Below are 24,267 nucleotides of genomic sequence, written 5' to 3'. Positions count from 1 at the left end.
AGAACACGACTTTGCACTTTACTGATCTTGGGATTGATACTCGCCTTGAAACACAATTAGCACATCAAGGGATCACCCAGCCCACAGATATTCAAGCACATGCAGTGCCTACCGCACTTGCAGGGCATGACATTTTTGCTCAGTCTAAAACTGGGTCGGGCAAAACATTAGCGTTTTTATTACCTGCTGTTCAGCGAGTTATGAAACAAAAAGCGCTCAGTAAACGCGATCCACGTGTCCTCATCGTTGCACCAACCCGTGAGCTTGCAACGCAAGTATTTACGCAATTGCGTTTATTAATTGCGGGCACAAACATTAAAGCTGTAAAAATACTCGGTGGCGAGAACTTTAACGATCAAATTAAAGCCCTTCGTAACGACCCGCACTTTGTTGTGGCAACCCCTGGGCGTTTGGCCGATCACATCACAAAACGCTCATTACAATTAAGCGGGTTAGAGCTATTAATTTTTGATGAAGCCGACCGTATTTTAGACTTAGGTTTTACTGAACAGCTGAAAATGATTAACGAGCAAGCTAATCACCGCTTGCGCCAAACATTGTTGTTTTCAGCGACACTAGATCACGCTCAAGTAGATGCCCTTTCGCGTAATTTATTAAAAAAGCCAAAACAAATTACACTGAGCGCCGCTAACGAGCAACACAGTGATATTAAACAAACACTCTATTTAGCCGATCACCTTGATCATAAAGAAGCGTTACTTGAGCATTTTTTAAAACAAGATGATGTTGGCCAATGTATTATATTTACAGCAACCCGTGCCGATACCAGCCGTTTAAGTGAAGCATTAAATGCAAAAGCTTTTAAATCGGTGGCTTTAGCTGGCGATTTAACACAGAGCAAACGCCTTGAGATCATGGACTCGTTTAGCCGCGAAAACTTTAAAATTTTGATCACCACTGATGTTGCTTCGCGAGGATTGGACTTATTAAGTGTAACGCATGTAATCAATTTTGATTTACCAAAACACGCTGAAGAGTATGTACACCGCATAGGTCGTACAGGCCGCGCCGGATTTAAAGGTAATGCATTATCGCTAGTAGGCCCTAAAGACTGGGCAAGCTACTTAGCAATTAAGTCGTTTTTGAACGACGAGCTGGTTTTTGCAAGCGTGGATGGCCTTAAAGCTAAATTTAAAGGTATAAAAGAGAAAAAGCCTGCAACAGCTGCTGTAAAAACTAAAAAAGTTGCACAGGTGAAAAAGCCGCAAGTTAAACGCAAGGCAAAACCTAAAAAACCAGCTGCACCTATAAAAGCCCCGATGAACATTGATGGCAATTCACCAATGCGCCGTAAAAAAAAGCCTGAGCAGGAATAATTATGAGTTACCTAGGAACAACACAAACCTTATTTGTAAAAGAAGTGAGCAATGAAGGTGCTTACCTTGATGGCCACGATTTAGGGGAAGTGTTTTTACCAAAACACGAAATTAAAGATGAACTTGAAGCTGGCGATAGCATAAGCGTTTTTATCTTTTTAGATAATGCCAATTTACCTACAGCAACAGTAAAAAAACCCCATGCCCAAGTAGGTGAATACGCACTGCTTCGTGTTAAAGAAATAAATAGCATTGGCGCTTTTTTAGATTGGGGACTAGAGAAAGATGTTTTAGCTCCATTTAACGAGCAAAAACCACGTATGCAAGAAGGTCATTCTTACTTAGTTCGCTTATATTTAGATAATGCGAGCCAACGTATTTGTGCATCAAGCAACTTTAATCGCTTTTTATCAAAAGATGAGCCTAAGTACACTCATCTTCAAGAAGTTGATTTAATTGTTGCTGGTAAAACAGATATTGGCTACAAAGTGCTTATTGAAGAGTCTCACTTTGGTGTTGTGTTTTACAACATGGTATTTAAAAACTTATTTGTAGGGCAAAAGCTTAAAGGGTTTGTTCAAAAAGTACGAGAAGACGGAAAAATCGACGTTATACTTGAAAAGCCAGGCATGGGTAAAGTAAGTGAACTTGGCGATAAAATAATGGAAAAGCTTAAAAACGAAGGCGGCATACTAGCCATTGGTGATAAATCTGAGCCTGAGCTTATCAAAAAAGTATTTTCAACCAGTAAAGCTAACTACAAAAAAGCTATTGGTGGTTTATTTAAGCAAGGCTTGATAGACATAGAAGCCAAATCTATCCGCTTAAAATAGTTGTACACTTTTTATAAGCGCTAACATTATGTTGGCGCTTATAATTAAATTTTTTCTAAATAGTTTAATTAAATGATTATTCATAGATGATAAAACGTTTTGATGAACAAAAAAGTTATTTAGCTATTATCGCTAATGGTACTTATATTGCCCTATTCTCTGCCCTCACCTTCGCGTAAATAAAATTTTTTAAACAAACCTAACACTAGGTTTACCCTTCAAAAATAATTAGGGAATTACTAACAGGCATTAGCCCATAATACGCTTATACGGCAACGTACATTCTGTATATTGCTTTGAATAATCAAGTATCTCAGCTTTGGTTTCTAAACTGAGTGGCGCCAGCCTAAATACTTTATTTTCACATTCACTTTGTTTGTCGTCGTGATTTGAAATGCAATCTGACGTAGTTACGTTTTGGCGCGTTAAGCGCTCTTCATTTTTATAGCATAAGTGGTGTGCGTAGCCATGCATGGTTTGCTTAAATTCAAATAAATCGACAGGGTAATTTGCGACTAAGTCAGTAATCGTCGCTACTCCATCATAAGCTTTACTAGAAAAAACATATTTATTTACTGAAAAACCTGCAACAACAATTAAAATAGATCCAAAAATTAACTTCAAAATAAACCCCTTACTGCATTCTTAGTACTAATGTAGCATAAAAATGTATTCATAAAAGGGGTTTAGCACTAAATAATTGCTTTTTGTTAACTTAAACTAGTGATTTATTAACATCAGTTAAAGTTTGTACCGGATCTGACGATTGTGTGATCGGTCTACCAATCACTAAGTAATCGCTACCCGCTTCAATAGCTTGCTTAGGTGTCATAATGCGTTTTTGGTCACCCACATCACTACCAGCCGGACGAATGCCTGGAGTAACTAGCTTAAACTCGCTACCTAATTGTGCTTTTAGCGCTTTCGCTTCTTGGGCAGAACATACTACGCCATCAAGCCCTGCTTCTTTTGTTAATTTAGCTAAATGAATAACTTGATCTTGCGCTGATTTTTCAACACCCAAACGCTTTAGTTCAGCTTCGTCCATGCTGGTTAGCACTGTCACTGCTATTAATAAAGGTGCTTTATCACCAAACTTTTCAAGTGCCTGCTTTGCCTTATTCATCATTTCAAAACCACCTGATGCATGAACGTTTACCATCCAAACGCCCATATTAGCCGCTGCGGTGACCGCTTTTGCCACTGTATTAGGGATATCATGAAATTTTAAATCTAAAAATACGTCAAAGCCTAAATCGATTAACTGTTTAACGAATGCAGGGCCAAAATAAGTAAACATTTCTTTACCTACTTTTAAGCGACACGTATCTGGTGAGAGTTTTTTTACAAAATTAAGAGCCGCGTCTTGTGAATCGTAATCTAGGGCAATAAGAACTTTTTTTGTATCTTCTAAAGACATAACTATCCTAATGAATGGCAGTAAAGTTATAAATAGTTGGGGGTTATTAAAATCCGTCTAGGCCTCTACTTGGCACAATGGTTTCCCAATGTTTACAAGATGGGCAGTTCCAATAAATAGTGTGGCTTGTAAAACCACAATGTTGGCATTGAAAGTCTGGTTTTGTAGCTATATACGACGTAACTAGCTTATCAATTTCATCAAGTACTTCTTTGGTATTTGGATTTTTATCACCCATTAGCTGTAGTAAAAAACTAAAACCTCGAATTGTAGGCTGACGTTTTAAGCTGTCGGTTAAAAACTCAAATGCCTGTTTAGTATTTCCTTGCTCTAACAGTGCTTGGCAATGTTTTATTTTTATTAGCACCCCACCTTTATCGAGCAAGTCACATAATAAATCATGAAACTGATGTGTTAAATTTAACTGCTTATAACTATGTGCAAGCTGGTCAATAAACAAAGGCGCAAATAACGTAAATTGGCAAACGAGTTCACGCCAATAGTAAATTGCTTTTACGTAGTCTTCACTTGTGTAAGCCGATAACCCTAATTCGTACAAAGGGCGAACCGCTTTGTAATTTAAGCTAATGGCTTTGTTCATTAATTGCGGTTTATTTTCGCTTAAGGCAGCTTCGCTGTAAAAATTAGCAATTGCTTTAAAATGCTGCTCTTTAACGAATAACTCACTATGGGCTTCGAACATATTAATGCCCTTTTCCCACTCTCGGGTTTGCGAGTATAAAGTAATAATTGGGTCAAGTGCTTGTTCATGCCCAGCTTTAACAAGCCACACTAAATGCTCTTCTGCACCGTCTAATAAGCCGGCCATAATATAATCTTCGGCTAATTCTAGACGGCTAGCTGCGGCTTGTTGTTCATTTAAACTTGGGTGTTTTAAAAGGAGTTCATGAATTTTTATTGCGCGGTCAAGCTCACCTCTTCGGCGAAACATGGTAGCAAGAGTTGAGTAGTGGTCAACAGAGTCAGCAGCCACTTCTAATAGGTTTATTAGGTGCTCTAAGCCCTGATCTTCTTCTCTGTCTAGTAAAAACTTTAAGCCTTTACTGTATTCTGAAGTGATTTGGCGGTTGAGTTGATGAGCTTGGTTTTTTGCACTATTTTTGCCCATAATCCAGCCATAACCGGCAGCAACAGGCAGTAGTAAAAACAAAAGCTCAATCATGATTAGGTGTCTTTATTAGCAATAAGCTTACTATTATTTTTTTCTGGCGCTAATTGTTTTTTTAAGCGGTAATTTTGCCACTTTAATTTAGAAAACAATTTAAAGCTAATAAAACACCCTATTATTACACCCAGTATAAAGCAGATACTTATTATTACAGCGAGTGGCAAGGTATTACTGGCAATAATATAATTGATTTGTACTAATTGTGGATTTTGAGAACCCAATAAAAATGCGCAAAATAGGCATAGTACAACCAGAATAATTTTTAATACCTTAAACAAGTAACTACTCCAACTGGTTAACTAGGCAATACTCTCGTTTACGCGGTCGCGTAATTCTTTGCCTGGTTTAAAATGAGGTACATGCTTACCATCAAGCTCTACTGTATCGCCAGTCTTAGGATTACGACCTGTGCGAGGAGCGCGGTAATGCAAAGAGAAACTACCAAAACCTCTGATCTCAATACGATCTGAAGTAGATAATGAGCCGGCCATTTGTTCAAGAATTTCTTTTACTGCATTTTCAACATCTTTCACTGGAACGTGTGCGTGCTGTTCGGCAAGTGTTTCTATCAGTTCTGACTTAGTCATAGCGTTTCCTTAAAGAGAATAGTGGAAGGGCAAAACTGCCCTTCCAATTAAAAACTAATTAGTAATTAGTCTTTTTGTGCATTTGCGAAAGCAGCTGCCATTGCGTTTTCAAACACTGGCTCTTCTTTCTTAAGCTTCTCTAGTACTTCTTTCTCTTCTGCTTCGAAAAGAGCTTTAACAGATAAGCTTAAAGTGCGGTTCTTACGATCAACGCCAACGTATTTAGCTTCGATTTCGTCGCCTACAGAAGCAACAGTTGTTGCATCTTCAACGCGCTCTTGAGCGATATCAGCTACACGGATGTAACCTTCAACGCCTTCGATAAGCTCTACAGTTGCGCCTTTCGCATCAACTTCAGTCACTTTACCTTTAACAATAGCACCTTTTTTGTTTGCATCAAGGTAGTTATTGAACGGGTCAGCTTCGATTTGCTTAACACCTAGAGAGATACGTTCACGCTCTGGGTCAACTTGCAATACGATAGCAGTGATTTCGTCGCCTTTCTTGAATTCACGTACAGCTTCTTCGCCAGGCGTGTTCCAAGAAATGTCTGAAAGGTGTACAAGACCATCAATACCACCGTCAAGACCGATAAAGATACCGAAGTCAGTGATTGATTTGATCTTACCAGTAACTTGGTCGCCTTTGTTTTGTAGACGAGCAAATTCCTGCCAAGGATTAGCAATACATTGCTTAAGACCAAGAGAAATACGACGACGTTCTTCGTCGATTTCAAGAACCATAACTTCAACAGTGTCACCTAGTGAAACAACTTTTGAAGGGTGGATGTTCTTGTTAGTCCAATCCATTTCAGAAACGTGAACTAGACCTTCAACGCCTTCTTCGATTTCTACGAAGCAACCGTAATCAGTAAGGTTAGTTACACGACCAGAAAGCTTAGAACCTTCTGGGTAACGACCAGCGATAGCTGCCCATGGATCTTCGCCAAGCTGTTTAAGGCCTAGAGATACACGAGTTTTATCTTTGTCGAATTTAAGAACTTTAACTGCGATTTCGTCGCCAACATTAACGATTTCTGAAGGGTGCTTAACACGCTTCCACGCCATATCAGTGATGTGTAGTAGACCATCAACACCACCAAGGTCAACGAATGCACCGTAGTCAGTAAGGTTCTTAACGATACCTTTAACTTCTTGACCTTCAACAAGGTTAGCAAGAAGCTCTTCACGTTCTTGTGAGTTTTCAGATTCGATAACTGCACGACGTGAAACAACAACGTTGTTACGTTTTTGGTCAAGCTTGATTACTTTAAATTCAAGCTCTTTGCCTTCAAGGTGAGTTGTGTCACGTACTGGACGAACATCAACAAGTGAACCAGGTAGGAAAGCACGGATTGAATCAACTTCAACTGTGAAACCGCCTTTAACTTTACCGTTGATAACACCAGTAACAGTCTCTTGCTCTTCACATGCTTTCTCAAGACGGATCCACGCTTCGTGACGCTTCGCTTTCTCACGAGAAAGGATAGTTTCACCGAAACCGTCTTCGATTGCATCTAGTGCAACATCTACTTCGTCGCCTACAGCAACTTCTAGTTCACCAGCAGCATTTTTGAACTGCTCTGCAGGGATAGCACTTTCTGATTTAAGACCAGCATCTACAAGTACAATGTTATTCTCGATTGAGATTACTGTACCTTTAACAATAGAGCCTTGCTCTGCTTCAAAACCCTTTAAGCTTTCTTCAAATAACTGCGCAAAATTTTCTGACATACGAATATACGTCTCATATATTAATACCAATAAGCAACCATGCTGCATGGGGTTGTTAAAATAGCACTGGCGTCCTGCTGGTGCATAAAATGTGTTTAGCTTCGTTTAGGAAGCTTGCCTTGTGAGATAGCAATATCTACTAAAGTTATAACTTTATCAAACACTTGCTGAGCGTTAAGCTCGCTTGTGTCTATTTCAATTGCATCATCAGCAGGAACAAGCGGCGCAACGGTGCGATTCATATCGCGCTCATCACGAGCTTGAATGTCCTGTAATAGACCACTTAGTGTAACATCAAGGCCGCGCTCATTCAACTCAACATAACGTCTGCGCGCGCGTTCTTGTGCACTAGCGGTTAAATATATTTTTAATGGTGCGTCTTGAAAAACCACGGTGCCCATATCTCGGCCATCAGCAATTAAGCCCCGTTCGGTTTTAAACGCACGCTGGCGTCGAAGTAACGCTTCACGTACACGCGGTAATGCAGCCACTTTTGAAGCAGCTGCCCCAACCTCTTCATTACGAATTGTCGAGGTTACATCTTCGCCTTCTAAAATAACTTTTCCAGCATTAGTTTGGCTATCAACCAAAAACTGCACATCTAAGTTTGCAGCAAGCGGGACAAGCGCTTCTTCGTTGTCTAATGCTATTTGGTGATGAAGTGCGGCAAGGGATAATACACGGTAAATTGCGCCGCTATCCAATACATCCCACCCCAATTTGTCGGCTAACAAGCGACAAACAGTTCCTTTACCTGAACCACTTGGGCCATCAACGGTGATTACGGGCATTAATAACGCCTGCATTTAAAACCTCCTGCAATGCACACCTAAATAAAACCGCGATATTATACGTCACTTCTGCAAATAGATCCGCTTTAGTGTGTAACTTTTTATAATTATTTATAAAAAGCCTACTCACTCACTGATGCTAAAACCTTGAAAAAGGTTGGAAAAGTTTTATATGTACACTTAGGATCGTTGATTGTAATAGGCTTTCCGCCTACGGCAACCATTGCAAAACACATCGCTATACGGTGATCGTCATACGTATCTATAGCCACATCATTGAATGCACTCGGTGGTGTAATTTCGATAAAATCTTCACCCTCTACAACCTCGGCACCCACTTTACGAAGCTCAGTTGCCATTGCATATAAACGGTCAGTTTCTTTTACACGCCAGTTATAAATATTGCGAATAGCCGTAGGCCCTTTAGCAAATAAAGCAACCGTAGCAAGTGTCATTGCCGCATCAGGGATAGCGTTAGCGTCAATATCTACACCTTTTAATTCACCTTTACGAACAACTAAACGCTCGTCATACCATTTTATTTCAGCGCCAACTTGTTCCATCACTTTAGCAAAACCAATATCACCTTGAACTGATTTAGCGCCCACGCCTTTAATTTCAATTTCGCCACCGGCAATGGCCGCTGCCGCAACAAAGTAAGACGCTGATGATGCATCACCCTCCACCATAATTCGCTCTAGTGATTGGTATTGTTGGCCGCCTTTAACTTTAAATGTTGTATAGTCGCTGTGCTCAACTGTCACCCCAAAACGCGCCATTACATCTAACGTAATATCAATGTAAGGCTTAGATACCAAAGTACCCTTAATGGTAATTTGCGTATCACCACTAAATAAAGGGGCAGCCATTAGCAATGCTGTTAAAAACTGGCTAGAAATACTGCCATCAATTTCAACAGTACCGCCTTTAATTTGCCCACCAATTATTTTTAGCGGTGGGTAGTCTTTATGTTTTGTGTAGGTAATATCGCCGCCAAGTGCTTGTAGCGCATCGACCAAGTGCCCTATTGGGCGCTCTTCCATGCGCGGCTCACCTATAAGCTCATATTCCCCAGCTACAGCAGCGAGTACCGCGGTTAAAGGACGATAAGCAGTACCTGCATTGCCTAAAAATAAAGGGTCACTTGGGGTTTTAAATACACCGCCAACCCCTTCTACGGTTGCCACAGTGCGATCATCATTAAGCGTTACGTTAACACCTAGTAGTTTTAATGCACCCAACATATGGCGAATATCATCGCTATCTAGCAGGTTTTCAACAACGGTAGTCCCTTGAGCCAGCGCTGCTAATAATAAAATACGGTTTGATAGGCTTTTAGACCCTGGTAAGGTAACACTGCCATTTACACGAGAAATAGGCTCTAAACGAAGTTGTTCCATTAGCTGTGCTCCTGTGCAAATGCCGCCATAAAGTCAACCAAGGCTTGCACACCTGCAAGTGGCATTGCGTTATAAATACTTGCGCGCATACCGCCTACAATTCTGTGTCCTTCTAGGGCAAGTAAGCCGGCTTCTTTAGATTGCGTTACAAACTTTTCGTTTAAGCTTTCATCGTTTAGCCAAAACGGTACATTCATACGCGAACGACAATGCGTCGCTACTTTATTAGTATAAAAAGGCGATTCATCAATAAAGTCATAAAGCAGCTTAGCTTTAGCAATATTTTGTGCTTCCATTGCCTTAACGCCACCGTTTTGCTCTAGCCATTCAAATACTTCGGCCGCTAAATACCATGCAAAAGTAGGCGGTGTATTAAACATGCTGCCTTGTTTTGCTTCAAGTGCGTAATCTAAAATGCCTGGTTTAGCTAAACCTTCACGCTCAAGTAATGTTTTGCGCACAATAACAATAGCTATACCTGATGGACCTATATTTTTTTGTGCACCGGCATAAATTAAATCAAATTTATTTACGTCAATTTCGCGCGACAAAATAGTCGACGACATATCAGCAATAATAGGCGCTGTTGGGTGACTAGGCACATCAAAAATCTCTAATCCGTCTACCGTTTCATTTGGACAGTAGTGAATGTAAGATGCATCTGCAGGTAACTCCCACTGCGCCACTTCTTTTATAGAAAACAGCCCGTTTGCGTCATTTCTAACGTTGATTGAGTGGGTTTGAGTAAATTTATTAGCTTCATCAGTGGCACTTTTAGACCAAACGCCGTTCTCGCAGTAAACCGCTGTTTTACCATTTTGATGTAAATTTAAAGGCACAGCGCTAAATTGACCGCGGCCACCACCATGCATAAATAACACTTCAAATTCATCGCTAATGTTCATTAAACGACGAAGGCTGGCTTCGCATTTTGCAGTAAGCGCTAAAAAATCTTTACTACGATGGCTTATTTCCATCACAGATACGCCTAAGTCTTGCCAGTCTAAAAATTCTTTTTGTGCTTTTTGCATAACAGCTTGTGGAAGCATAGCTGGCCCCGCACAAAAATTATATTTACTCATTACCTTTGCCTCATTCCAGTAATTTAAACTCTTTTGATAAACAAAAAAGGATTATTAATTTTTTTCAACATGATTAAAAAAAGCGGCCTTAGCCGCTTTTTCAATTTCAGTTATTCAGAAGGTGGATTATCATCCGTTGCTTCTTCATTTACTGTATCAACCGTTTCAACGTCTTCAATATCAACTAAGTCACTGTCTGTAACTTCAATCTCTTCGATACGTTGTAAACCAACTACTTGCTCTTCGTCAATAGTTCTGATCAAAATAACACCTTGGGTGTTACGTCCAACCGTCGATACTTCATTAACGCGGGTACGTACTAGCGTACCACGGTTTGAAATAATCATTATTTCGTCGTTGTCGTCAACTTGTACAGCGCCAACTACTGCGCCATTACGCTCACTCACCTTAATAGATACAACACCTTGTGTTGCACGGCTCTTAGATGGGTAATCTTCAAGTTGAGTACGTTTACCGTAACCATTTTCAGTCACAGTTAAAATAGCACCGTCAGACTTAGGCACAATTAACGACACTACGCGTTGGTCGTCGGCCATTTTAATACCACGAACACCGGTAGCAGTACGACCCATAGGGCGAACACCTTTGAAACGAATTTCAGGGTTGCCTTCTTCGTCGAGTACCGGGTTGCCGTTTTCATCAACAACAGCAGACTCTTCCGCTTCTTTAAAGCGTACAACTTTACCTGCATCAGTAAACAACATAATTTCGTTGCTACCGTCGGTAATATCAACCCCAATTAGGCTATCGCCTTCGTTAAGGTTTACCGCAATAATACCGCTTGCACGTTGACGGCTGTATGCCGTTAGTGGTGTTTTCTTCACAGTACCAAATGCAGTTGCCATGAAAATGTATTTATCTTCTTCGTACTCGCGTACAGGTAAGATAGCAGTAATGCGCTCATCATCTTCAAGTGGCAGTAAGTTAACAATTGGCTTACCGCGAGCGGCGCGACTAGCCAGTGGTAACTGGTATACTTTAAGCCAATACAAACGACCCGCAGTAGAGAAACATAAAATGGTATCGTGGGTATTAGCCACTAAAAGACGCTCAATGAAATCTTCATCTTTCATCTTCGTTGCTGACTTACCTTTACCACCACGGCGCTGTGCTTCGTAATCAGACAATGCCTGATACTTAACGTAACCTTCGTGCGACAGGGTCACAACAACATCTTCTTCGTTAATTAAATCTTCAAGGCTAATATCGTGTGCTGCCGCGTTAATTTCTGTACGACGCTCATCACCATATTGCTCTTTAATTTCAACTAACTCATCACGAATAACTTCCATTAAACGCTCAGGGCTAGCTAAAATGTGTAATAGCTCAGCAATTAAATCTAACAGCGATTGGTACTCTGCTAAGATTTTTTCATGCTCAAGACCGGTTAGTTTGTGTAAACGTAAATCAAGAATTGCTTGTGCTTGCTGCTCAGAAATATAGTACTGACCATCGCGAATACCCAGCTCACTTGCCAGCCAATCTGGGCGTGCTACGTTGTCTTCGCCTGCTTTTTCAAGCATAGCTTGTACGTTACCTAAATCCCATGGGCGAGCTGTTAAGGCCACTTTAGCCTCTGCTGGGGTTGGCGATTTACGAATTAACTCAATAATTGGGTCGATGTTGGCAAGCGCAATTGCTAAACCTTCAAGGGTATGAGCACGGTCGCGCGCTTTACGTAAATCAAATACGGTACGGCGTGTAACCACTTCACGGCGGTGAATAACAAACTCTTCAAGCATTTCTTTTAAGTTGAAACACTTAGGTTGGTTGTTAATTAATGCAACCATATTCATACCAAACACAGTTTGTAACTGAGTTTGTGAATATAAGTTGTTGAGGATAACTTCACCTACATCACCACGTTTGATCTCAATAACAATACGCATACCGTCTTTATCTGATTCATCACGTAGTGCGCTAATGCCTTCAATTTTTTTATCTTTAACAAGCTCAGCAATTTTTTCAATTAAGCGTGCTTTGTTAACCTGATAAGGAATTTCGTGCACGATAATGGTTTCGCGGCCTGTTTTTTCATCGGTTTCGATGTCGGCGCGTGCACGCATGTACACTTTACCACGGCCGGTTAAATAAGCATCTTCAATGCCTTTTTTACCATTGATAATGGCAGCCGTTGGGAAATCAGGACCCGGAATGTAATCCATTAATTCATGAATCGTTAAATCAGGGTTTTGAATAAGCGCTAAACAACCATTAACCACTTCAGTTAAGTTATGAGGTGGAATGTTTGTTGCCATACCTACCGCAATACCCGATGAACCGTTAACGAGCAAGTTAGGCACTTTGGTTGGTAAAACGTCAGGAATTTGTTCGGTACCGTCGTAGTTAGGAACGAAATCAACCGTTTCTTTTTCAAGATCGGCTAATAACTCATGCGACATTTTTGCCATACGTACTTCTGTATAACGCATTGCCGCTGCTGAATCACCATCAACCGAACCGAAGTTACCTTGGCCATCTACAAGCATATAACGTAGTGAGAATGGCTGTGCCATACGCACGATGGTGTCATAAACTGCACTGTCGCCGTGTGGGTGGTATTTACCGATTACGTCACCGACCACACGGGCCGATTTTTTGTAAGGCTTATTCCAGTCATTACTAAGCTCGTTCATTGCAAACAAAACGCGGCGGTGAACAGGTTTTAAACCATCACGTACGTCTGGTAATGCACGTCCTACAATTACGCTCATTGCGTAATCAAGGTAGGAGTTTTTTAACTCGTCTTCAATATTGACTGGCAGAATTTCATTGGCGAGATCAGTCATTTGATATCACATTCCTTCAGTATCAGCTCTTAGCAACCCGGTATTAGGCGCCAAGAGTATTTGTTATTATTTCTAAGCGACCATGCTATCACAATTAATTTAAATTTACAGGCGCAAAACTTTGCGATTTATCAATTTAGCCCTATATAATGGCCTCAGATTGACGAGGAAGTATTTTATGACCGAACATCAAAATGTAGATAACGCAGAAATAGCAAAATTTGAAGCCATTGCAGAGCGATGGTGGGACCAAGACGGAGAGTTTAAACCTCTTCACGAAATTAACCCATTACGATTAGACTTTGTGGCTAACAAAACCCAAGGCTTATTTGATAAAGAAACACTCGATGTAGGCTGTGGTGGCGGCATTCTTAGCGAAAGCATGGCACGCATGGGCGCACACGTAACCGGTATAGACATGGGGCAAGAGCCACTCACCGTAGCAAAGCTTCATAGCCTAGAAACCGGTGTAAATGTTGACTATATAAAAGTACCTGCAGAAGAATTTGCAACCCAGCACCCTGCTCGCTTTGATGTAATAACCTGTATGGAAATGCTAGAGCACGTACCTGATCCTGCTTCTATTATTCATGCAGTCGCAGAGCTTGCCAAGCCAGGGGCTGATGTGTTTTTCTCAACCCTAAATAAAACACCTAAAGCTTATTTGTTTGCTATTGTAGGTGCTGAAAAGCTGTTAAAAATGGTGCCTGAGGGCACACACGATCACAACAAATTTATCAAACCTGCACAACTTATTGCATGGGCTGAACAAGCCGGTTTAAAAGTACGTGCCAGTGCTGGCCTGGGTTACAACCCGCTTTCTAAGCAGTATTCATTAAATACAGATGTGAGTGTTAATTACATTCTTCATTTTGAGAAGTTAGCATAATGGCTAGCTCTCATACCCCCTTAACTCCTTTTGAGTACGACGCTTTCTTATTTGATTTAGATGGCACCTTGCTTGATACAGCAGACGATTTAGGTGCTGCTTTAAATGCTGTACTTAAAAGTGAAGGTGTTGCGCAAGTTACGCCTGAAGCTTATAAAAAAGTAGCGTCTAATGGCGCCGGCGCACTACTTGAACTTGGCTTTAAAGCGCAATGGGCATCGCAACCACAAACTGAACGAATAAAACAATTAGTCAGCCACTACAGCCAAAACCTAGCGACACACACCCGCTGCTTTGAAGGTATAGAATCATTACTCATAGCCCTTGATAACCAAGGTATAAAATGGGGAATAATGACTAATAAGCCAGGGTTTTTAACCGATCCATTAGTGGCTGCTATACCCGCTTTAAAAAATGCACACGTTGTGATCAGTGGCGATACCCTCACCGAGGCTAAGCCATCACCTTTACCCTTACTACACTGTACAAAACTGATGAACGTAGATCCTAAGCGTTGTTTATACATAGGTGATGCTCAACGTGATATAGAAGCAGGTAAAGCCGCAGGTATGCACACAGCAACAGCCCTTTGGGGCTATATACCAAGTATTGATGAGGCCAAGGGCTGGGAAGCCGATTTTAACTGGCACACCCCTATTGATGCTTTTAACCATATATAGTGCCATGTAAATTTTTAAGTACTATATATTGTGATTGTGTTAGTTTTTATGCAAAGCTTGATGATAAAAAAGCAGTCGAAATTTATTTTAAAAATGCATAAATTCAGCAGAACATTAGTTTACTTTTTAAACACCTAAACCAAGTAATTGTTTACGGGTAAGTATCTACTAACACAATTATTTTATCCTAGACTTATCCACAAATAGGGGCAGTTATGTCCCTTGCAAATCAGCACAGGCAGGATTAAAGTTTTATTAACACTTTGATGGAGTTGATATTTCAACTAAGTGGAGGGGCTGATATCACATTCAAAACTGGAATATGATATCAGCAAAGACACTTGCCAAAATTTTAGAAAGGCGCCTAATTGTGGAAATTTGAGCGTAACTTATTCTTATATTATCGGCAAGTGACTAACTTCAGATTTAGGAAAATTAAAATTGAAATTCAGTTTGTCTATAGAAATTTCAGAGAGTGCGATAATAACTATTTTTAAAATTCTTACATTCAGCAGCATGCTGTTTGCTTAAATTTAAATGGGCTATTTTTTAGCCCATTTCTATTTCTTAGCTTTGATTATGCTTTTTTTTTTGAAATTGTTAGATCACTCAGTCAAAACAATTCTCTTAGGTAGCCCACTAAAACCATATATAGTGCCATGTAAATTTTTAAACACTACATATTGTGATTGTGTTAGTTTTTATGCAAAGCTTGATGATAAAAAAAGCAGTCGAAATTTATTTTCAAAATGCATAAATTTAGCAGATCATTAGTTGATTTTTAGCTATTTCAACTTAAATGATTGTTCGAAGGTGAGTGACTACTAACACAAATACGTTATCCCAAAGTTATCCACAAATAGGGGCAATTATGTCCCTTGCAAATCAGCTCAGACCACACTATCTTGTGATCTCTAAATTGAACAACACCAGATATTGTGGCCAAATGTTATTCAATTAAATTCGCCAATACGGTGAAACTTATAATAAATGAATACGTACCTTGCTTTAGCGAGGTATAAAGCATTGGTCAAAATACACAATTCCCAAGGAATACAGGCAAAGCTATGAACCAACAGTTATCTGTAAGCAAGCGTGACGGGCGTAAAGAGCCTCTAGATCTTGATAAGATCCATCGCGTTATTGAATGGGCCGCCGAAGGTTTAAACAACGTATCGGTTTCACAGGTTGAATTAAAGTCACACATTCAATTTTACGACGGTATTCGTACAAAAGACATTCACGAAACCATCATTAAAGCAGCAGCCGATCAAATTTCAAAAGAGTCGCCTGACTACCAGTACTTAGCTGCCCGCTTAGCTGTATTCCACTTACGTAAAAAAGCGTATGGCCAGTTTGAGCCACCACGTTTATTTGATCATGTTACAAAAATGGTTGAAGACAAACGCTACGACGCTCATTTACTCGTTGATTACACAGAGCAAGAGCTTGATGAGCTAGATGCTTATCTTGATCATTCGCGCGATCTTAACTTTAGCTACGCAGCAGTAAAGCAGCTTGAAGGTAAATACCTAGTACAAAACCGCGTAACGGGTGAGATTTACGAAAGCGCCCAGTTTTTATATATCTTAGTGGCTGCGAGTTTATTCTCTGACTACCCGCGCGAAACACGTACTGACTACATCAAACGTTTTTACGATGCAGTATCAACGTTTAAAATCTCTTTACCTACGCCAATTATGTCGGGTGTGCGTACGCCTACGCGTCAGTTTAGCTCGTGTGTACTTATTGAATGTGGCGACAGCCTTGATTCAATTAACGCCACATCATCTGCCATTGTTAAGTACGTTTCACAACGTGCAGGTATTGGTATTAACGCCGGCCGTATTCGTGCATTAGGTAGCCATATCCGTAATGGCGAGGCGTACCACACAGGTTGTATTCCTTTTTATAAGCACTTTCAAACAGCGGTTAAAAGCTGCTCGCAAGGTGGCGTACGTGGCGGTGCTGCAACGTTATTCTACCCGCTTTGGCATTTAGAAGTAGAAAACCTACTGGTACTTAAAAATAACCGTGGTGTTGATGATAACCGTGTTCGTCATTTAGATTACGGCGTACAGTTTAATAAACTAATGTATTCTCGTTTAATTAAAGACGACTACATTACGTTATTTAGCCCATCAGATGTGCCTGGCCTTTACGATGCATTCTTTGAAGACCAAGACGAGTTTGATGCGTTATACGTAAAATACGAGCAAGACGAGTCTATTCGTAAAAAGCGTATTAAAGCGATTGAGCTTTTCTCAATGTTCGCACAAGAGCGTGCCAGCACAGGTCGTATTTATTTACAAAACGTGGATCACTGTAATACGCACAGCCCGTTTATTTCTAAAGTGGCGCCAATTCGCCAATCTAACTTATGTTTAGAAATTGCATTGCCAACTAAGCCGTTAAATAACGTAAACGATGAAGAAGGCGAAATTGCACTTTGTACGCTATCTGCATTTAACCTAGGCGCTATTGAGTCACTTGATGAACTTGAAGAGCTTGCAGAGCTTGCAGTACGTGCACTTGATAACCTACTTGATTTCCAAGACTACCCAGTACCGGCTGCACGTAATGCCACTATGGGCCGTCGTACGTTAGGAATAGGCGTAATTAACTACGCTTACTACCTCGCTAAAAATGGTAAGCGTTACTCAGATGGCAGTGCTAATGCATTGACTCACAAAACGTTTGAAGCAATTCAATACTACCTAATGAAGGCATCAAACGAGCTTGCTAAAGAGCGTGGCGCGTGTCCTAAGTTTAACGAAACAACGTACTCTCAAGGTATTATGCCAACTGATACGTACAAACGTGACTTAGATAAAATTTGTGATGAGCCACTGCACTTAGATTGGGATTCGTTACGTGCCAGCATTAAAGAGCACGGCATGCGTAACTCAACACTTAGCGCATTAATGCCTTCAGAAACATCGTCGCAAATCTCTAACGCAACTAACGGTATTGAGCCACCACGTGGTCACATTAGCGTTAAAGCAAGTAAAGACGGCATTTTAAAACAAGTAGTTCCTGAGTACGAACGCTTAAAAGATAACTACGAGCTACTGTGGGATATTCCATCAAACGATGGTTACTTACAGTTAGTGGGCATAATGCAAAAGTTTATTGACCAAACTATTTCGGCCAATACTAATTATGATCCAAACAAATACGAAGGCGGTAAAGTACCTATGAAAGTCTTATTAAAAGACTTACTAGGTGCATACAAGCTTGGTGTTAAAACACTTTACTACCATAACACCCGCGATGGCGCATCAGATGCACAAGACGACACTCCAGAAGTGGAAGATGATGATTGTGCAGGCGGCGCGTGTAAAATTTAATAGTTAAACTTAAAGCGGGCTCTTTGCCCGCTTTGTCCTGATAGTTTTAGTGATAGTTTTTTGAGTGATAGACATGTCTTATACTACTTTTAGTCGTAACCATAATAATCAAATGCAAGAGCCAATGTTTTTTGGCCAAACCGTTAACGTTTCGCGTTACGATCAACAAAAATACCCTATTTTTGAAAAATTGATTGAAAAGCAACTTTCGTTTTTTTGGCGTCCAGAAGAAGTAGACGTAAGTAAAGACCGTTTAGACTTTCAAGCATTGCCAGAGCACGAAAAGCACATATTTTTAAGTAACTTAAAATATCAAACGCTGCTTGATAGTGTACAAGGCCGCTCGCCAAACGTTGCCCTACTCCCTATTGTGTCTATTCCTGAGCTAGAAACATGGATAGAAACGTGGGCATTTAGTGAAACTATTCACAGTCGCTCTTACACCCACATTATTCGTAACGTTACACAGTCACCAGAACTTATTTTTGACGACATAGTAAGTAACGAAAAAATTAGCGAACGTGCTGATGCGGTAACCACCTACTACGATGATTTAATCAATGGCGTGTCGCTTTATAACCTGTATGGCGAAGGCAAGCACGAAATTAACGGTCAAACCGTTGTGATTAGCTTATTTGATCTTAAAAAGAAACTTTACCTTGCCATGATGTCGGTAAATATTCTTGAAGCCATTCGTTTTTATGTCAGCTTTGCGTGTTCGTTTGCCTTTGCTGAGCGTGAATTAATGGAAGGTAACGCTAAAATCATCAAGCTAATCGCACGTGATGAAGCGCTTCACCTGTCGGGTACGCAGCATATTTTAAACATTATGCAAGATGGTAAAGACGACCCTGAAATGGCGATTGTTGCCGCGCAGTGCCGTGAAGAAGCCATTAAAATGTTTGTTGAAGCCGCAGAGCAGGAAAAAGAATGGGCAGAGTACTTATTCAAAGATGGCTCTATGATTGGTTTAAACAAACACATTTTATGTCAGTATGTTGAATACATCACCAACGCACGTATGACCGCCATTGGCCTGCCTGCGCAATTTGAAAACAACAGTAACCCAATTCCATGGATCAACTCATGGCTTGTCTCTGACAACGTGCAAGTTGCACCGCAAGAAGCTGAAATTAGCTCATACCTTGTAGGTCAAATTGACTCACAAGTAGATGCCTCAGAATTTGGTGACTTTGATTTATAATGAGTGACAAACCAACTGCAAGTATAACGCTTGCAGATAACAGCCAGTGTATCGAATTTAGCACTGGCTGCCCTTCTGTTTTACATTGCTTAGAAAACCAAAAAATAGACGTAGCTTATCAATGCCGCGAAGGTTATTGTGGCGCGTGCAGAGCCACGTTAGTCTCTGGCCAAGTGCACTATAACGAAGAGCCTTTAGCGTTTGTACGCGAGGGGGAAATACTGCTGTGCTGCTGTAAGCCAAACGGTAATATAAGTATTAATTTAAAATAAATTTACTGCGTTTTATTCAAATGCTGTGGTTCAAACCGGTAGTGCCCCGTGATTTTATAATCAAAAAGCATATCGGTTTTTTCTGCCCCACGCCCAATGTTATGTACAATTATTGGATTGCCAGTTTGTACTGAACGCTCATTAACTACCATCCCTATATGTGGCAGGTTACCCGGTAACATCCAAGTCACTATATCACCTGTTTTATACTCTTCAGGGCTATCAGATAATACTAACGCACGACCCTGTCTTTTAAAGTAGGTTTGTAAGTTAGGCACTCTGCGGTGGTCTATATTTTTATCGGGTTTGGTCAGTCCCCAAATACGCTTTGAAGGGTACAGAGTAAAATTGTCACGCATGTCTTCGTGTACTAACTGTTGTAAATCTATACCTAACTGGCGATAAGCACGAATAATCACATCGGTACACACCCCAATATTACTTGGCACGTCACCACCTGGGTAACTTATTGAACGATAACTCCCATCATACGTAACTTGGTGTGTTGTTCGCTGTATTAATGCAGCAGTTATGTCTTCAAATGAATTTGCTAACGCACTAAAAGGCGCTAATACACTAAAATATAACCATACGTTAGCCATCTTCTGTTCCTTGTAAAAAAATTTATAATGCATCCAGTACATACTCAGGCACATTTATTTCCTCGCCTGAATTTATAAAGTGAGTATCGAGCGAATAAGCCATAATTTCAAGCGGTGCATTGTGATAACCAAAGTGCTTAATTTCATTCATATAGCGCTCTATAAAGGCTAAAGCACCAAGATTTTGCCACTGCAATACATGCACTAATTCATGAAAATGTACGCGCAAGTTATCAACACTTGTCGGCAACAAGTAGTAAGTATTTTTATAAGTTATGCCGCTGACTTTCATATCAATAAAATCACCCAGCCCCATGGCACGTAAAGCAGCAAAATCGGGCTTGGGTATTTCATCGATTACAACATAAAAGGCATTTTTCAAAAATTCAGTTGGGTAAAAACCTGCAAACTGTGCTGCAAATTGAGTACAGCACACCCGTTTGTATTTATATTTATGATTTACCTCATCAATCCATTGCTCGATTGCGGTTAATATATCCATATTCCAAACCTCATTAAAATCGCGACTAACTAGGCTTAATTAACCTTCTTCTTCAGTGAGTGACTCAAGTAAATCATGAATTTCAGCTTTAAGCGCTTTATCTTCAATTTTATTAGCGCTGACCTTGGCATTTTTTAAGTTTTTAATCGCTTCGTTTGTTTGTCCAAGCTCTATTTGTAGAGTGGCCATTGAATAAGCAACCGACGACATATGATCTTTATTATTGATTGCAACCGACTTCTGTAGCGCTTTTTCATATGTGGTAATTGCCTCTTCAAGTTCTTCGGTAAAGTCAGCTAAGGTTTCCCACTGTACAGGGTGATCTTTTGAAGTATTCTCGTTTTCTTCACAAATAGCTTTGAGCCTAGAAAATAATAATTCAAACCTTTTACGGTCGTTTCTATTTGCAGCTTCCATCAGTTGCTCTGCTAAATCATGTACTGCTTTATATACTTTGGTGTTCATCATCAGGAACTATCCTTAACTGGTCACTAAACTAACTATTTAGAGGCGTCCTAATCTTATTAGAACGGCTAATTATTTAGGTGTAATAATACATTAATAATAGATAGCGGGTTGGAATTAAAAGTGTGGTCTTAAAATTATATATAAAAAAGTAATCCACGTTAGTTACAGTGATACACTGAAAAACAAATGGACACCTAATATACTGGCTAAAAATGAAAGAGTGCAACCAATGCGGTAAATGCTGTATTAAATACGGTGGGGGCGATTTAAGTGCAACCGTACAAGAAATTGAAATGTGGGCACTGTTTAACCCAGAGATTTATCAATATGTTAAAGATGATGAAATTTGGTTTGATCCAAAAACGCAATTGCGACTCTCCACTTGCCCCTTTTTAGAAATAGCGCCCAAAAAAGAGCCCTCTCATAAAACAATGTATACCTGTAGCATTTACCTAGATAGGCCAGAAGATTGCCGCCATTATCCAAGCCTGGTCTCAGAAATGATACGTGATGAATGCGAAATGATAGAACCTATCGATGTAAAAAACCAAACTAGAGCACAACATAAGCTTAATATAATTATGCTTGATAGCCGCTCTTAAACAGCTTATCTTATTTGCGTGTTTATTCATCGAAAAACATTAAGCTATAGTATAACATTGTTGATAAGTCAAAAACGCAGTGTTATATTATATCACAACATAGTAACCGCGAACCTTTAAGATAATGACAAAGTTAACATTAATTTCCTCTGCAGTTTTTTCTGTTTTATGTTCTCATTCAGCACTTGCTGCTACCGTTACCGGTAAAATAACAGACGATAAAAACCAACCGATTGAAAACGCAGCTGTACACGTACATGGTAAAGACCAAGGTGTAAAAACCAACGCACAGGGCGAATTTTCTATTGATGTAGACTCTCAAAGTCAATTGCATGTAAGTAAAGACAACTTTATAGACTCGCGTATTGCGGTAAATGAAAACTCAAGCAATGTAACGGTGTCGCTTACCCCAACCTCGGTAGAAACCGTCGTTGTATATGCCTCTGCACTACATAAAAATAGCTTAGAAATGATTTCGCCGGTAAGCGTTTTATCGGGTGATGAGCTTAAAAACAAATCAAAAGCGACCCTTGGCGAAACACTAAAGGGCTTACCAGGTGTTAATGCCAGTTATTTTGGTCCGGTATCATCAAGCCCTATTATCCGCGGTTTAGATGGCCCTCGCGTAAAAATTACCCAAAACGGTTTAGATGCCAGCGATGCATCGCGCATTGGTCCTGACCATGCAACCTCAAGCGACAGCTTAGCAGCGGAACAAATTGAAGTATTGCGCGGACCAAGCACCCTACTTTATGGCTCAGGCGCAATAGGTGGTGTGGTAAATGTGGTTGATAACCGTATTCCAACGAGCAATTTAGATGATTTAACCGGTGCTGCTGAATACAGCCATGACACGATTTCTAACTCAAATACCGTGGCTGCAAAACTAGAAACAGGAAATGACGGATTTAACTTTCATTTTGATGGGACTAAACGCAGCGGCGATGACTATGAAACGCCTACATTTAACATTACAGATGAAGATGGTGATGTTGAAACTCATAACTCTGTAGAAAACACTTTTATTGATAGCGACACATTTAATGTGGGTACGAGTTATGTGGGCGATCATTTAACGGTTGGCTTTTCTTACGGTAGCATTGAAACCGATTACGGTATTCCTGGGCATGAGCATCATGATCATGACCATGAAGGTGAAACCGAAGAAGAACACGATGAGCACGCAGATGAAGAGGAAGAAGAGTCTGTTTATGCACATCTAGAGCAAGATCGTTGGCAAGGCCTTATAAGCTATGCGCTTGATAATAACTGGATTGAAAATATTAATCTTCGTGTTGGCTACACTGATTACAAACACAGTGAAATTGAAGACGGTGAAATTGGCACCACCTTTAAAAATGAAACAACCGAAGCACGCTTAAATGTAGAGCACAAGTTAGCGCAGTGGCACGGTATGATGGGCTATCATTATAGTGAATCGGATTACGACGCAATTGGCGAAGAAGCATTTACCCCTGCAAGTGTGACCACTACACATGCGTTATATCTACTTGAAGAACGTGAATTTGGTGATGTTACACTCGAGCTTGGTGCGCGTATTGAAGATTACGAAATAACAAGCACAATTACCGACAGCGAGCACGCACATGATCACGATGAAGAAGAAGATCATGACGAAGGCGAAGAAGAAAGCATTGCATACAGTGAAAGCTTTACTAATGTAAGCGCCTCTGCCGGTGCTATTTGGCAATACACACCAGGGCAAAGCATAGCACTTAGCTTATCTCACTCTGAGCGTGCGCCTCTTTCTGCTGAGCTTTTATCAAACGGATTACACATTGCTACAGGTACTTACGAGCTAGGCCTTGGCTATCATATTGAAGATAACGAGGTTCACTTTGAGCCAGAAGACATTAAACAAGAAAAATCGACCAATTTAGATTTTAGCTTTAGACGTTTTAGCGGTGACTTTGGTTACACAGTTAACTTTTTCTATAACGATATTAAAAACTTTTATTATCAACAAAATACTGGATTAGTTTACGACGAAGATGACGGTTTAGAGTCTGCAATTGGCGCTCACGATGAAGCGGTTGCCGTATATCAGTTTGCCAGTAAAGATGCTGAACTCTATGGTGTAGAATTTGATGTACACTATCAAATTGACCCTAATGCCATGGTTAAAGTATTTGGTGATTCAACACGCGCTAAGCTAAAAGACGACGAAGGTAACTTGCCGCGCATACCAGCAAATAAATTAGGATCTGAATTACAATACAATGTAGGCGATTTACAGCTAACACTCACAGGTACGCACTACTTTGAGCAAGATAATATTAGCGCCTATGAAACTAAAACCGATGGCTACACAATTGTTGATGCTCAAGCTAATTATCAGTTAAGTTTAGGCGCTATAGATACGCAGTTATACTTAAATGTAGATAACATTACAGACGAACTTGGCTTTGTTCACAGCTCGTTTATAAAAGATAAAGCCCCACTACCAGGTAGAAACTTCCGCTTTGGTATTAGAGGTTATTTTTAATCACGCTTTG

Annotated in this window: 22 protein-coding genes; 9 read left to right on the top strand and 13 right to left on the bottom strand. The window is 40.2% G+C overall.

The features are described from left to right. The first annotated feature begins 11 nt into the window (after nt 1-11). The gene (locus tag PSH50_RS08685) at nt 12-1,337 is read left to right on the top strand and encodes a DEAD/DEAH box helicase (RefSeq protein ID WP_273586580.1); all 1,326 of its coding nucleotides are present in this window, start codon (nt 12-14) and stop codon (nt 1,335-1,337) included. A gap of 2 nt (nt 1,338-1,339) precedes the next feature. After that, entirely contained in the window at nt 1,340-2,170 is an 831-nt protein-coding gene (locus PSH50_RS08680; RefSeq protein ID WP_273586579.1) for a S1 RNA-binding domain-containing protein, read from the top strand. A gap of 249 nt (nt 2,171-2,419) precedes the next feature. Here PSH50_RS08680 and PSH50_RS08675 read toward each other — a convergent pair whose 3' ends face one another. The 10 genes from PSH50_RS08675 to gyrA all read right to left on the bottom strand — a co-directional run bounded on the left by PSH50_RS08675 (nt 2,420) and on the right by gyrA (nt 13,182). Beyond that, the gene (locus tag PSH50_RS08675; RefSeq protein WP_004587876.1) at nt 2,420-2,794 is read right to left on the bottom strand and encodes a hypothetical protein; all 375 of its coding nucleotides are present in this window, start codon (nt 2,792-2,794) and stop codon (nt 2,420-2,422) included. A 91-nt stretch (nt 2,795-2,885) separates the two neighbouring features. Then, a complete protein-coding gene (gene pyrF, locus PSH50_RS08670; RefSeq protein ID WP_273586578.1) occupies nt 2,886-3,590 on the bottom strand; it encodes an orotidine-5'-phosphate decarboxylase in 705 nt (234 codons plus the stop codon). 46 nt (nt 3,591-3,636) lie between these two features. Beyond that, the gene (lapB, locus tag PSH50_RS08665) at nt 3,637-4,773 is read right to left on the bottom strand and encodes a lipopolysaccharide assembly protein LapB (RefSeq protein WP_004587874.1); all 1,137 of its coding nucleotides are present in this window, start codon (nt 4,771-4,773) and stop codon (nt 3,637-3,639) included. Nucleotides 4,774-4,775: 2 nt separating this feature from the next. Next, a complete protein-coding gene (locus PSH50_RS08660) occupies nt 4,776-5,057 on the bottom strand; it encodes a lipopolysaccharide assembly protein LapA domain-containing protein (RefSeq protein ID WP_004587873.1) in 282 nt (93 codons plus the stop codon). Between the two features lie 21 nt (nt 5,058-5,078). Then, on the bottom strand, nt 5,079-5,366 hold the full coding sequence (gene ihfB / locus PSH50_RS08655) for an integration host factor subunit beta (protein ID WP_004587872.1): 288 nt from the start codon (nt 5,364-5,366) through the stop codon (nt 5,079-5,081). A 65-nt stretch (nt 5,367-5,431) separates the two neighbouring features. Next, a complete protein-coding gene (gene rpsA / locus PSH50_RS08650; RefSeq protein WP_004587871.1) occupies nt 5,432-7,099 on the bottom strand; it encodes a 30S ribosomal protein S1 in 1,668 nt (555 codons plus the stop codon). A 95-nt stretch (nt 7,100-7,194) separates the two neighbouring features. Next, nucleotides 7,195-7,905 carry a (d)CMP kinase gene (gene cmk, locus PSH50_RS08645; protein ID WP_004587870.1) on the bottom strand — a complete coding sequence of 237 codons (711 nt, stop codon included), beginning with the start codon at nt 7,903-7,905 and terminating at the stop codon, nt 7,195-7,197. A 107-nt stretch (nt 7,906-8,012) separates the two neighbouring features. After that, complete coding sequence (gene aroA / locus PSH50_RS08640; RefSeq protein ID WP_248442460.1) at nt 8,013-9,290, bottom strand: 3-phosphoshikimate 1-carboxyvinyltransferase; 1,278 nt, start codon at nt 9,288-9,290, stop codon at nt 8,013-8,015. Further along, the gene (gene serC, locus PSH50_RS08635; RefSeq protein WP_024034095.1) at nt 9,290-10,372 is read right to left on the bottom strand and encodes a 3-phosphoserine/phosphohydroxythreonine transaminase; all 1,083 of its coding nucleotides are present in this window, start codon (nt 10,370-10,372) and stop codon (nt 9,290-9,292) included. Before serC ends, aroA begins: the two co-directional genes overlap by 1 nt. A 110-nt stretch (nt 10,373-10,482) precedes the next feature. After that, entirely contained in the window at nt 10,483-13,182 is a 2,700-nt protein-coding gene (gene gyrA / locus PSH50_RS08630; protein ID WP_054982454.1) for a DNA topoisomerase (ATP-hydrolyzing) subunit A, read from the bottom strand. A gap of 178 nt (nt 13,183-13,360) precedes the next feature. Here gyrA and ubiG point away from each other — a divergent pair, with 178 nt between their 5' ends. The 5 genes from ubiG (at nt 13,361) to yfaE (ending at nt 19,577) form a co-directional block, all read left to right on the top strand. Beyond that, the gene (gene ubiG, locus PSH50_RS08625; protein WP_004587866.1) at nt 13,361-14,071 is read left to right on the top strand and encodes a bifunctional 2-polyprenyl-6-hydroxyphenol methylase/3-demethylubiquinol 3-O-methyltransferase UbiG; all 711 of its coding nucleotides are present in this window, start codon (nt 13,361-13,363) and stop codon (nt 14,069-14,071) included. Continuing rightward, nucleotides 14,071-14,751 carry an HAD family hydrolase gene (locus tag PSH50_RS08620; protein WP_273586577.1) on the top strand — a complete coding sequence of 227 codons (681 nt, stop codon included), beginning with the start codon at nt 14,071-14,073 and terminating at the stop codon, nt 14,749-14,751. The genes ubiG and PSH50_RS08620 overlap by 1 nt, the downstream gene beginning before the upstream one ends. Nucleotides 14,752-15,818: 1,067 nt before the next feature. Next, a complete protein-coding gene (nrdA, locus tag PSH50_RS08615; RefSeq protein ID WP_054982452.1) occupies nt 15,819-18,101 on the top strand; it encodes a class 1a ribonucleoside-diphosphate reductase subunit alpha in 2,283 nt (760 codons plus the stop codon). A 73-nt stretch (nt 18,102-18,174) separates the two neighbouring features. Then, on the top strand, nt 18,175-19,305 hold the full coding sequence (gene nrdB / locus PSH50_RS08610; protein WP_273586576.1) for a class Ia ribonucleoside-diphosphate reductase subunit beta: 1,131 nt from the start codon (nt 18,175-18,177) through the stop codon (nt 19,303-19,305). Next, nucleotides 19,305-19,577, top strand: a complete 273-nt coding sequence (gene yfaE, locus PSH50_RS08605; RefSeq protein ID WP_004587862.1) for a class I ribonucleotide reductase maintenance protein YfaE — start codon at nt 19,305-19,307, stop codon at nt 19,575-19,577. The genes nrdB and yfaE overlap by 1 nt, the downstream gene beginning before the upstream one ends. A 2-nt stretch (nt 19,578-19,579) precedes the next feature. Here yfaE and PSH50_RS08600 read toward each other — a convergent pair whose 3' ends face one another. From PSH50_RS08600 to PSH50_RS08590, 3 genes are read right to left on the bottom strand one after another with little or no spacing between them, the layout of a single operon-like run. Further along, nucleotides 19,580-20,179: a DUF1287 domain-containing protein gene (locus tag PSH50_RS08600; RefSeq protein ID WP_273586575.1), complete on the bottom strand. Its 600-nt coding sequence runs from the start codon at nt 20,177-20,179 to the stop codon at nt 19,580-19,582. Between the two features lie 22 nt (nt 20,180-20,201). Then, a complete protein-coding gene (locus PSH50_RS08595) occupies nt 20,202-20,681 on the bottom strand; it encodes a hypothetical protein (RefSeq protein ID WP_273586574.1) in 480 nt (159 codons plus the stop codon). Nucleotides 20,682-20,720: 39 nt separating this feature from the next. Beyond that, complete coding sequence (locus PSH50_RS08590) at nt 20,721-21,149, bottom strand: tetratricopeptide repeat protein (protein WP_273586573.1); 429 nt, start codon at nt 21,147-21,149, stop codon at nt 20,721-20,723. A 212-nt stretch (nt 21,150-21,361) separates the two neighbouring features. Here PSH50_RS08590 and PSH50_RS08585 point away from each other — a divergent pair, with 212 nt between their 5' ends. Both PSH50_RS08585 and PSH50_RS08580 read left to right on the top strand, forming a co-directional pair. After that, nucleotides 21,362-21,751: a YkgJ family cysteine cluster protein gene (locus PSH50_RS08585; RefSeq protein ID WP_029772513.1), complete on the top strand. Its 390-nt coding sequence runs from the start codon at nt 21,362-21,364 to the stop codon at nt 21,749-21,751. Between the two features lie 124 nt (nt 21,752-21,875). Further along, nucleotides 21,876-24,257, top strand: coding sequence for a TonB-dependent receptor (locus tag PSH50_RS08580; protein ID WP_273586572.1), 2,382 nt, complete (start codon nt 21,876-21,878; stop codon nt 24,255-24,257). The last annotated feature ends 10 nt before the right edge of the window (nt 24,258-24,267 follow it).

This window comes from Pseudoalteromonas sp. Angola-7 (assembly GCF_028599255.1).
Taxonomy (GTDB): domain Bacteria; phylum Pseudomonadota; class Gammaproteobacteria; order Enterobacterales; family Alteromonadaceae; genus Pseudoalteromonas; species Pseudoalteromonas atlantica.
This window is presented reverse-complemented; position numbering and strand designations above follow the sequence as displayed.

Bases quoted from the DNA above. Each gene is read 5' to 3' on its own strand.
- nrdB (WP_273586576.1), top strand. From the start codon at position 18,175: ATGTCTTATACTACTTTTAGTCGTAACCATAATAATCAAATGCAAGAG.
- nrdA (WP_054982452.1), top strand. From the start codon at position 15,819: ATGAACCAACAGTTATCTGTAAGCAAGCGTGACGGGCGTAAAGAGCCT.
- PSH50_RS08590 (WP_273586573.1), bottom strand. From the start codon at position 21,149: ATGATGAACACCAAAGTATATAAAGCAGTACATGATTTAGCAGAGCAA.
- aroA (WP_248442460.1), bottom strand. From the start codon at position 9,290: ATGGAACAACTTCGTTTAGAGCCTATTTCTCGTGTAAATGGCAGTGTT.
- yfaE (WP_004587862.1), top strand. From the start codon at position 19,305: ATGAGTGACAAACCAACTGCAAGTATAACGCTTGCAGATAACAGCCAG.
- PSH50_RS08680 (WP_273586579.1), top strand. From the start codon at position 1,340: ATGAGTTACCTAGGAACAACACAAACCTTATTTGTAAAAGAAGTGAGC.
- pyrF (WP_273586578.1), bottom strand. From the start codon at position 3,590: ATGTCTTTAGAAGATACAAAAAAAGTTCTTATTGCCCTAGATTACGAT.
- ubiG (WP_004587866.1), top strand. From the start codon at position 13,361: ATGACCGAACATCAAAATGTAGATAACGCAGAAATAGCAAAATTTGAA.
- PSH50_RS08585 (WP_029772513.1), top strand. From the start codon at position 21,362: ATGAAAGAGTGCAACCAATGCGGTAAATGCTGTATTAAATACGGTGGG.
- cmk (WP_004587870.1), bottom strand. From the start codon at position 7,905: ATGCAGGCGTTATTAATGCCCGTAATCACCGTTGATGGCCCAAGTGGT.
- serC (WP_024034095.1), bottom strand. From the start codon at position 10,372: ATGAGTAAATATAATTTTTGTGCGGGGCCAGCTATGCTTCCACAAGCT.
- PSH50_RS08580 (WP_273586572.1), top strand. From the start codon at position 21,876: ATGACAAAGTTAACATTAATTTCCTCTGCAGTTTTTTCTGTTTTATGT.
- ihfB (WP_004587872.1), bottom strand. From the start codon at position 5,366: ATGACTAAGTCAGAACTGATAGAAACACTTGCCGAACAGCACGCACAC.
- PSH50_RS08600 (WP_273586575.1), bottom strand. From the start codon at position 20,179: ATGGCTAACGTATGGTTATATTTTAGTGTATTAGCGCCTTTTAGTGCG.
- lapB (WP_004587874.1), bottom strand. From the start codon at position 4,773: ATGATTGAGCTTTTGTTTTTACTACTGCCTGTTGCTGCCGGTTATGGC.
- PSH50_RS08620 (WP_273586577.1), top strand. From the start codon at position 14,071: ATGGCTAGCTCTCATACCCCCTTAACTCCTTTTGAGTACGACGCTTTC.
- rpsA (WP_004587871.1), bottom strand. From the start codon at position 7,099: ATGTCAGAAAATTTTGCGCAGTTATTTGAAGAAAGCTTAAAGGGTTTT.
- gyrA (WP_054982454.1), bottom strand. From the start codon at position 13,182: ATGACTGATCTCGCCAATGAAATTCTGCCAGTCAATATTGAAGACGAG.
- PSH50_RS08595 (WP_273586574.1), bottom strand. From the start codon at position 20,681: ATGGATATATTAACCGCAATCGAGCAATGGATTGATGAGGTAAATCAT.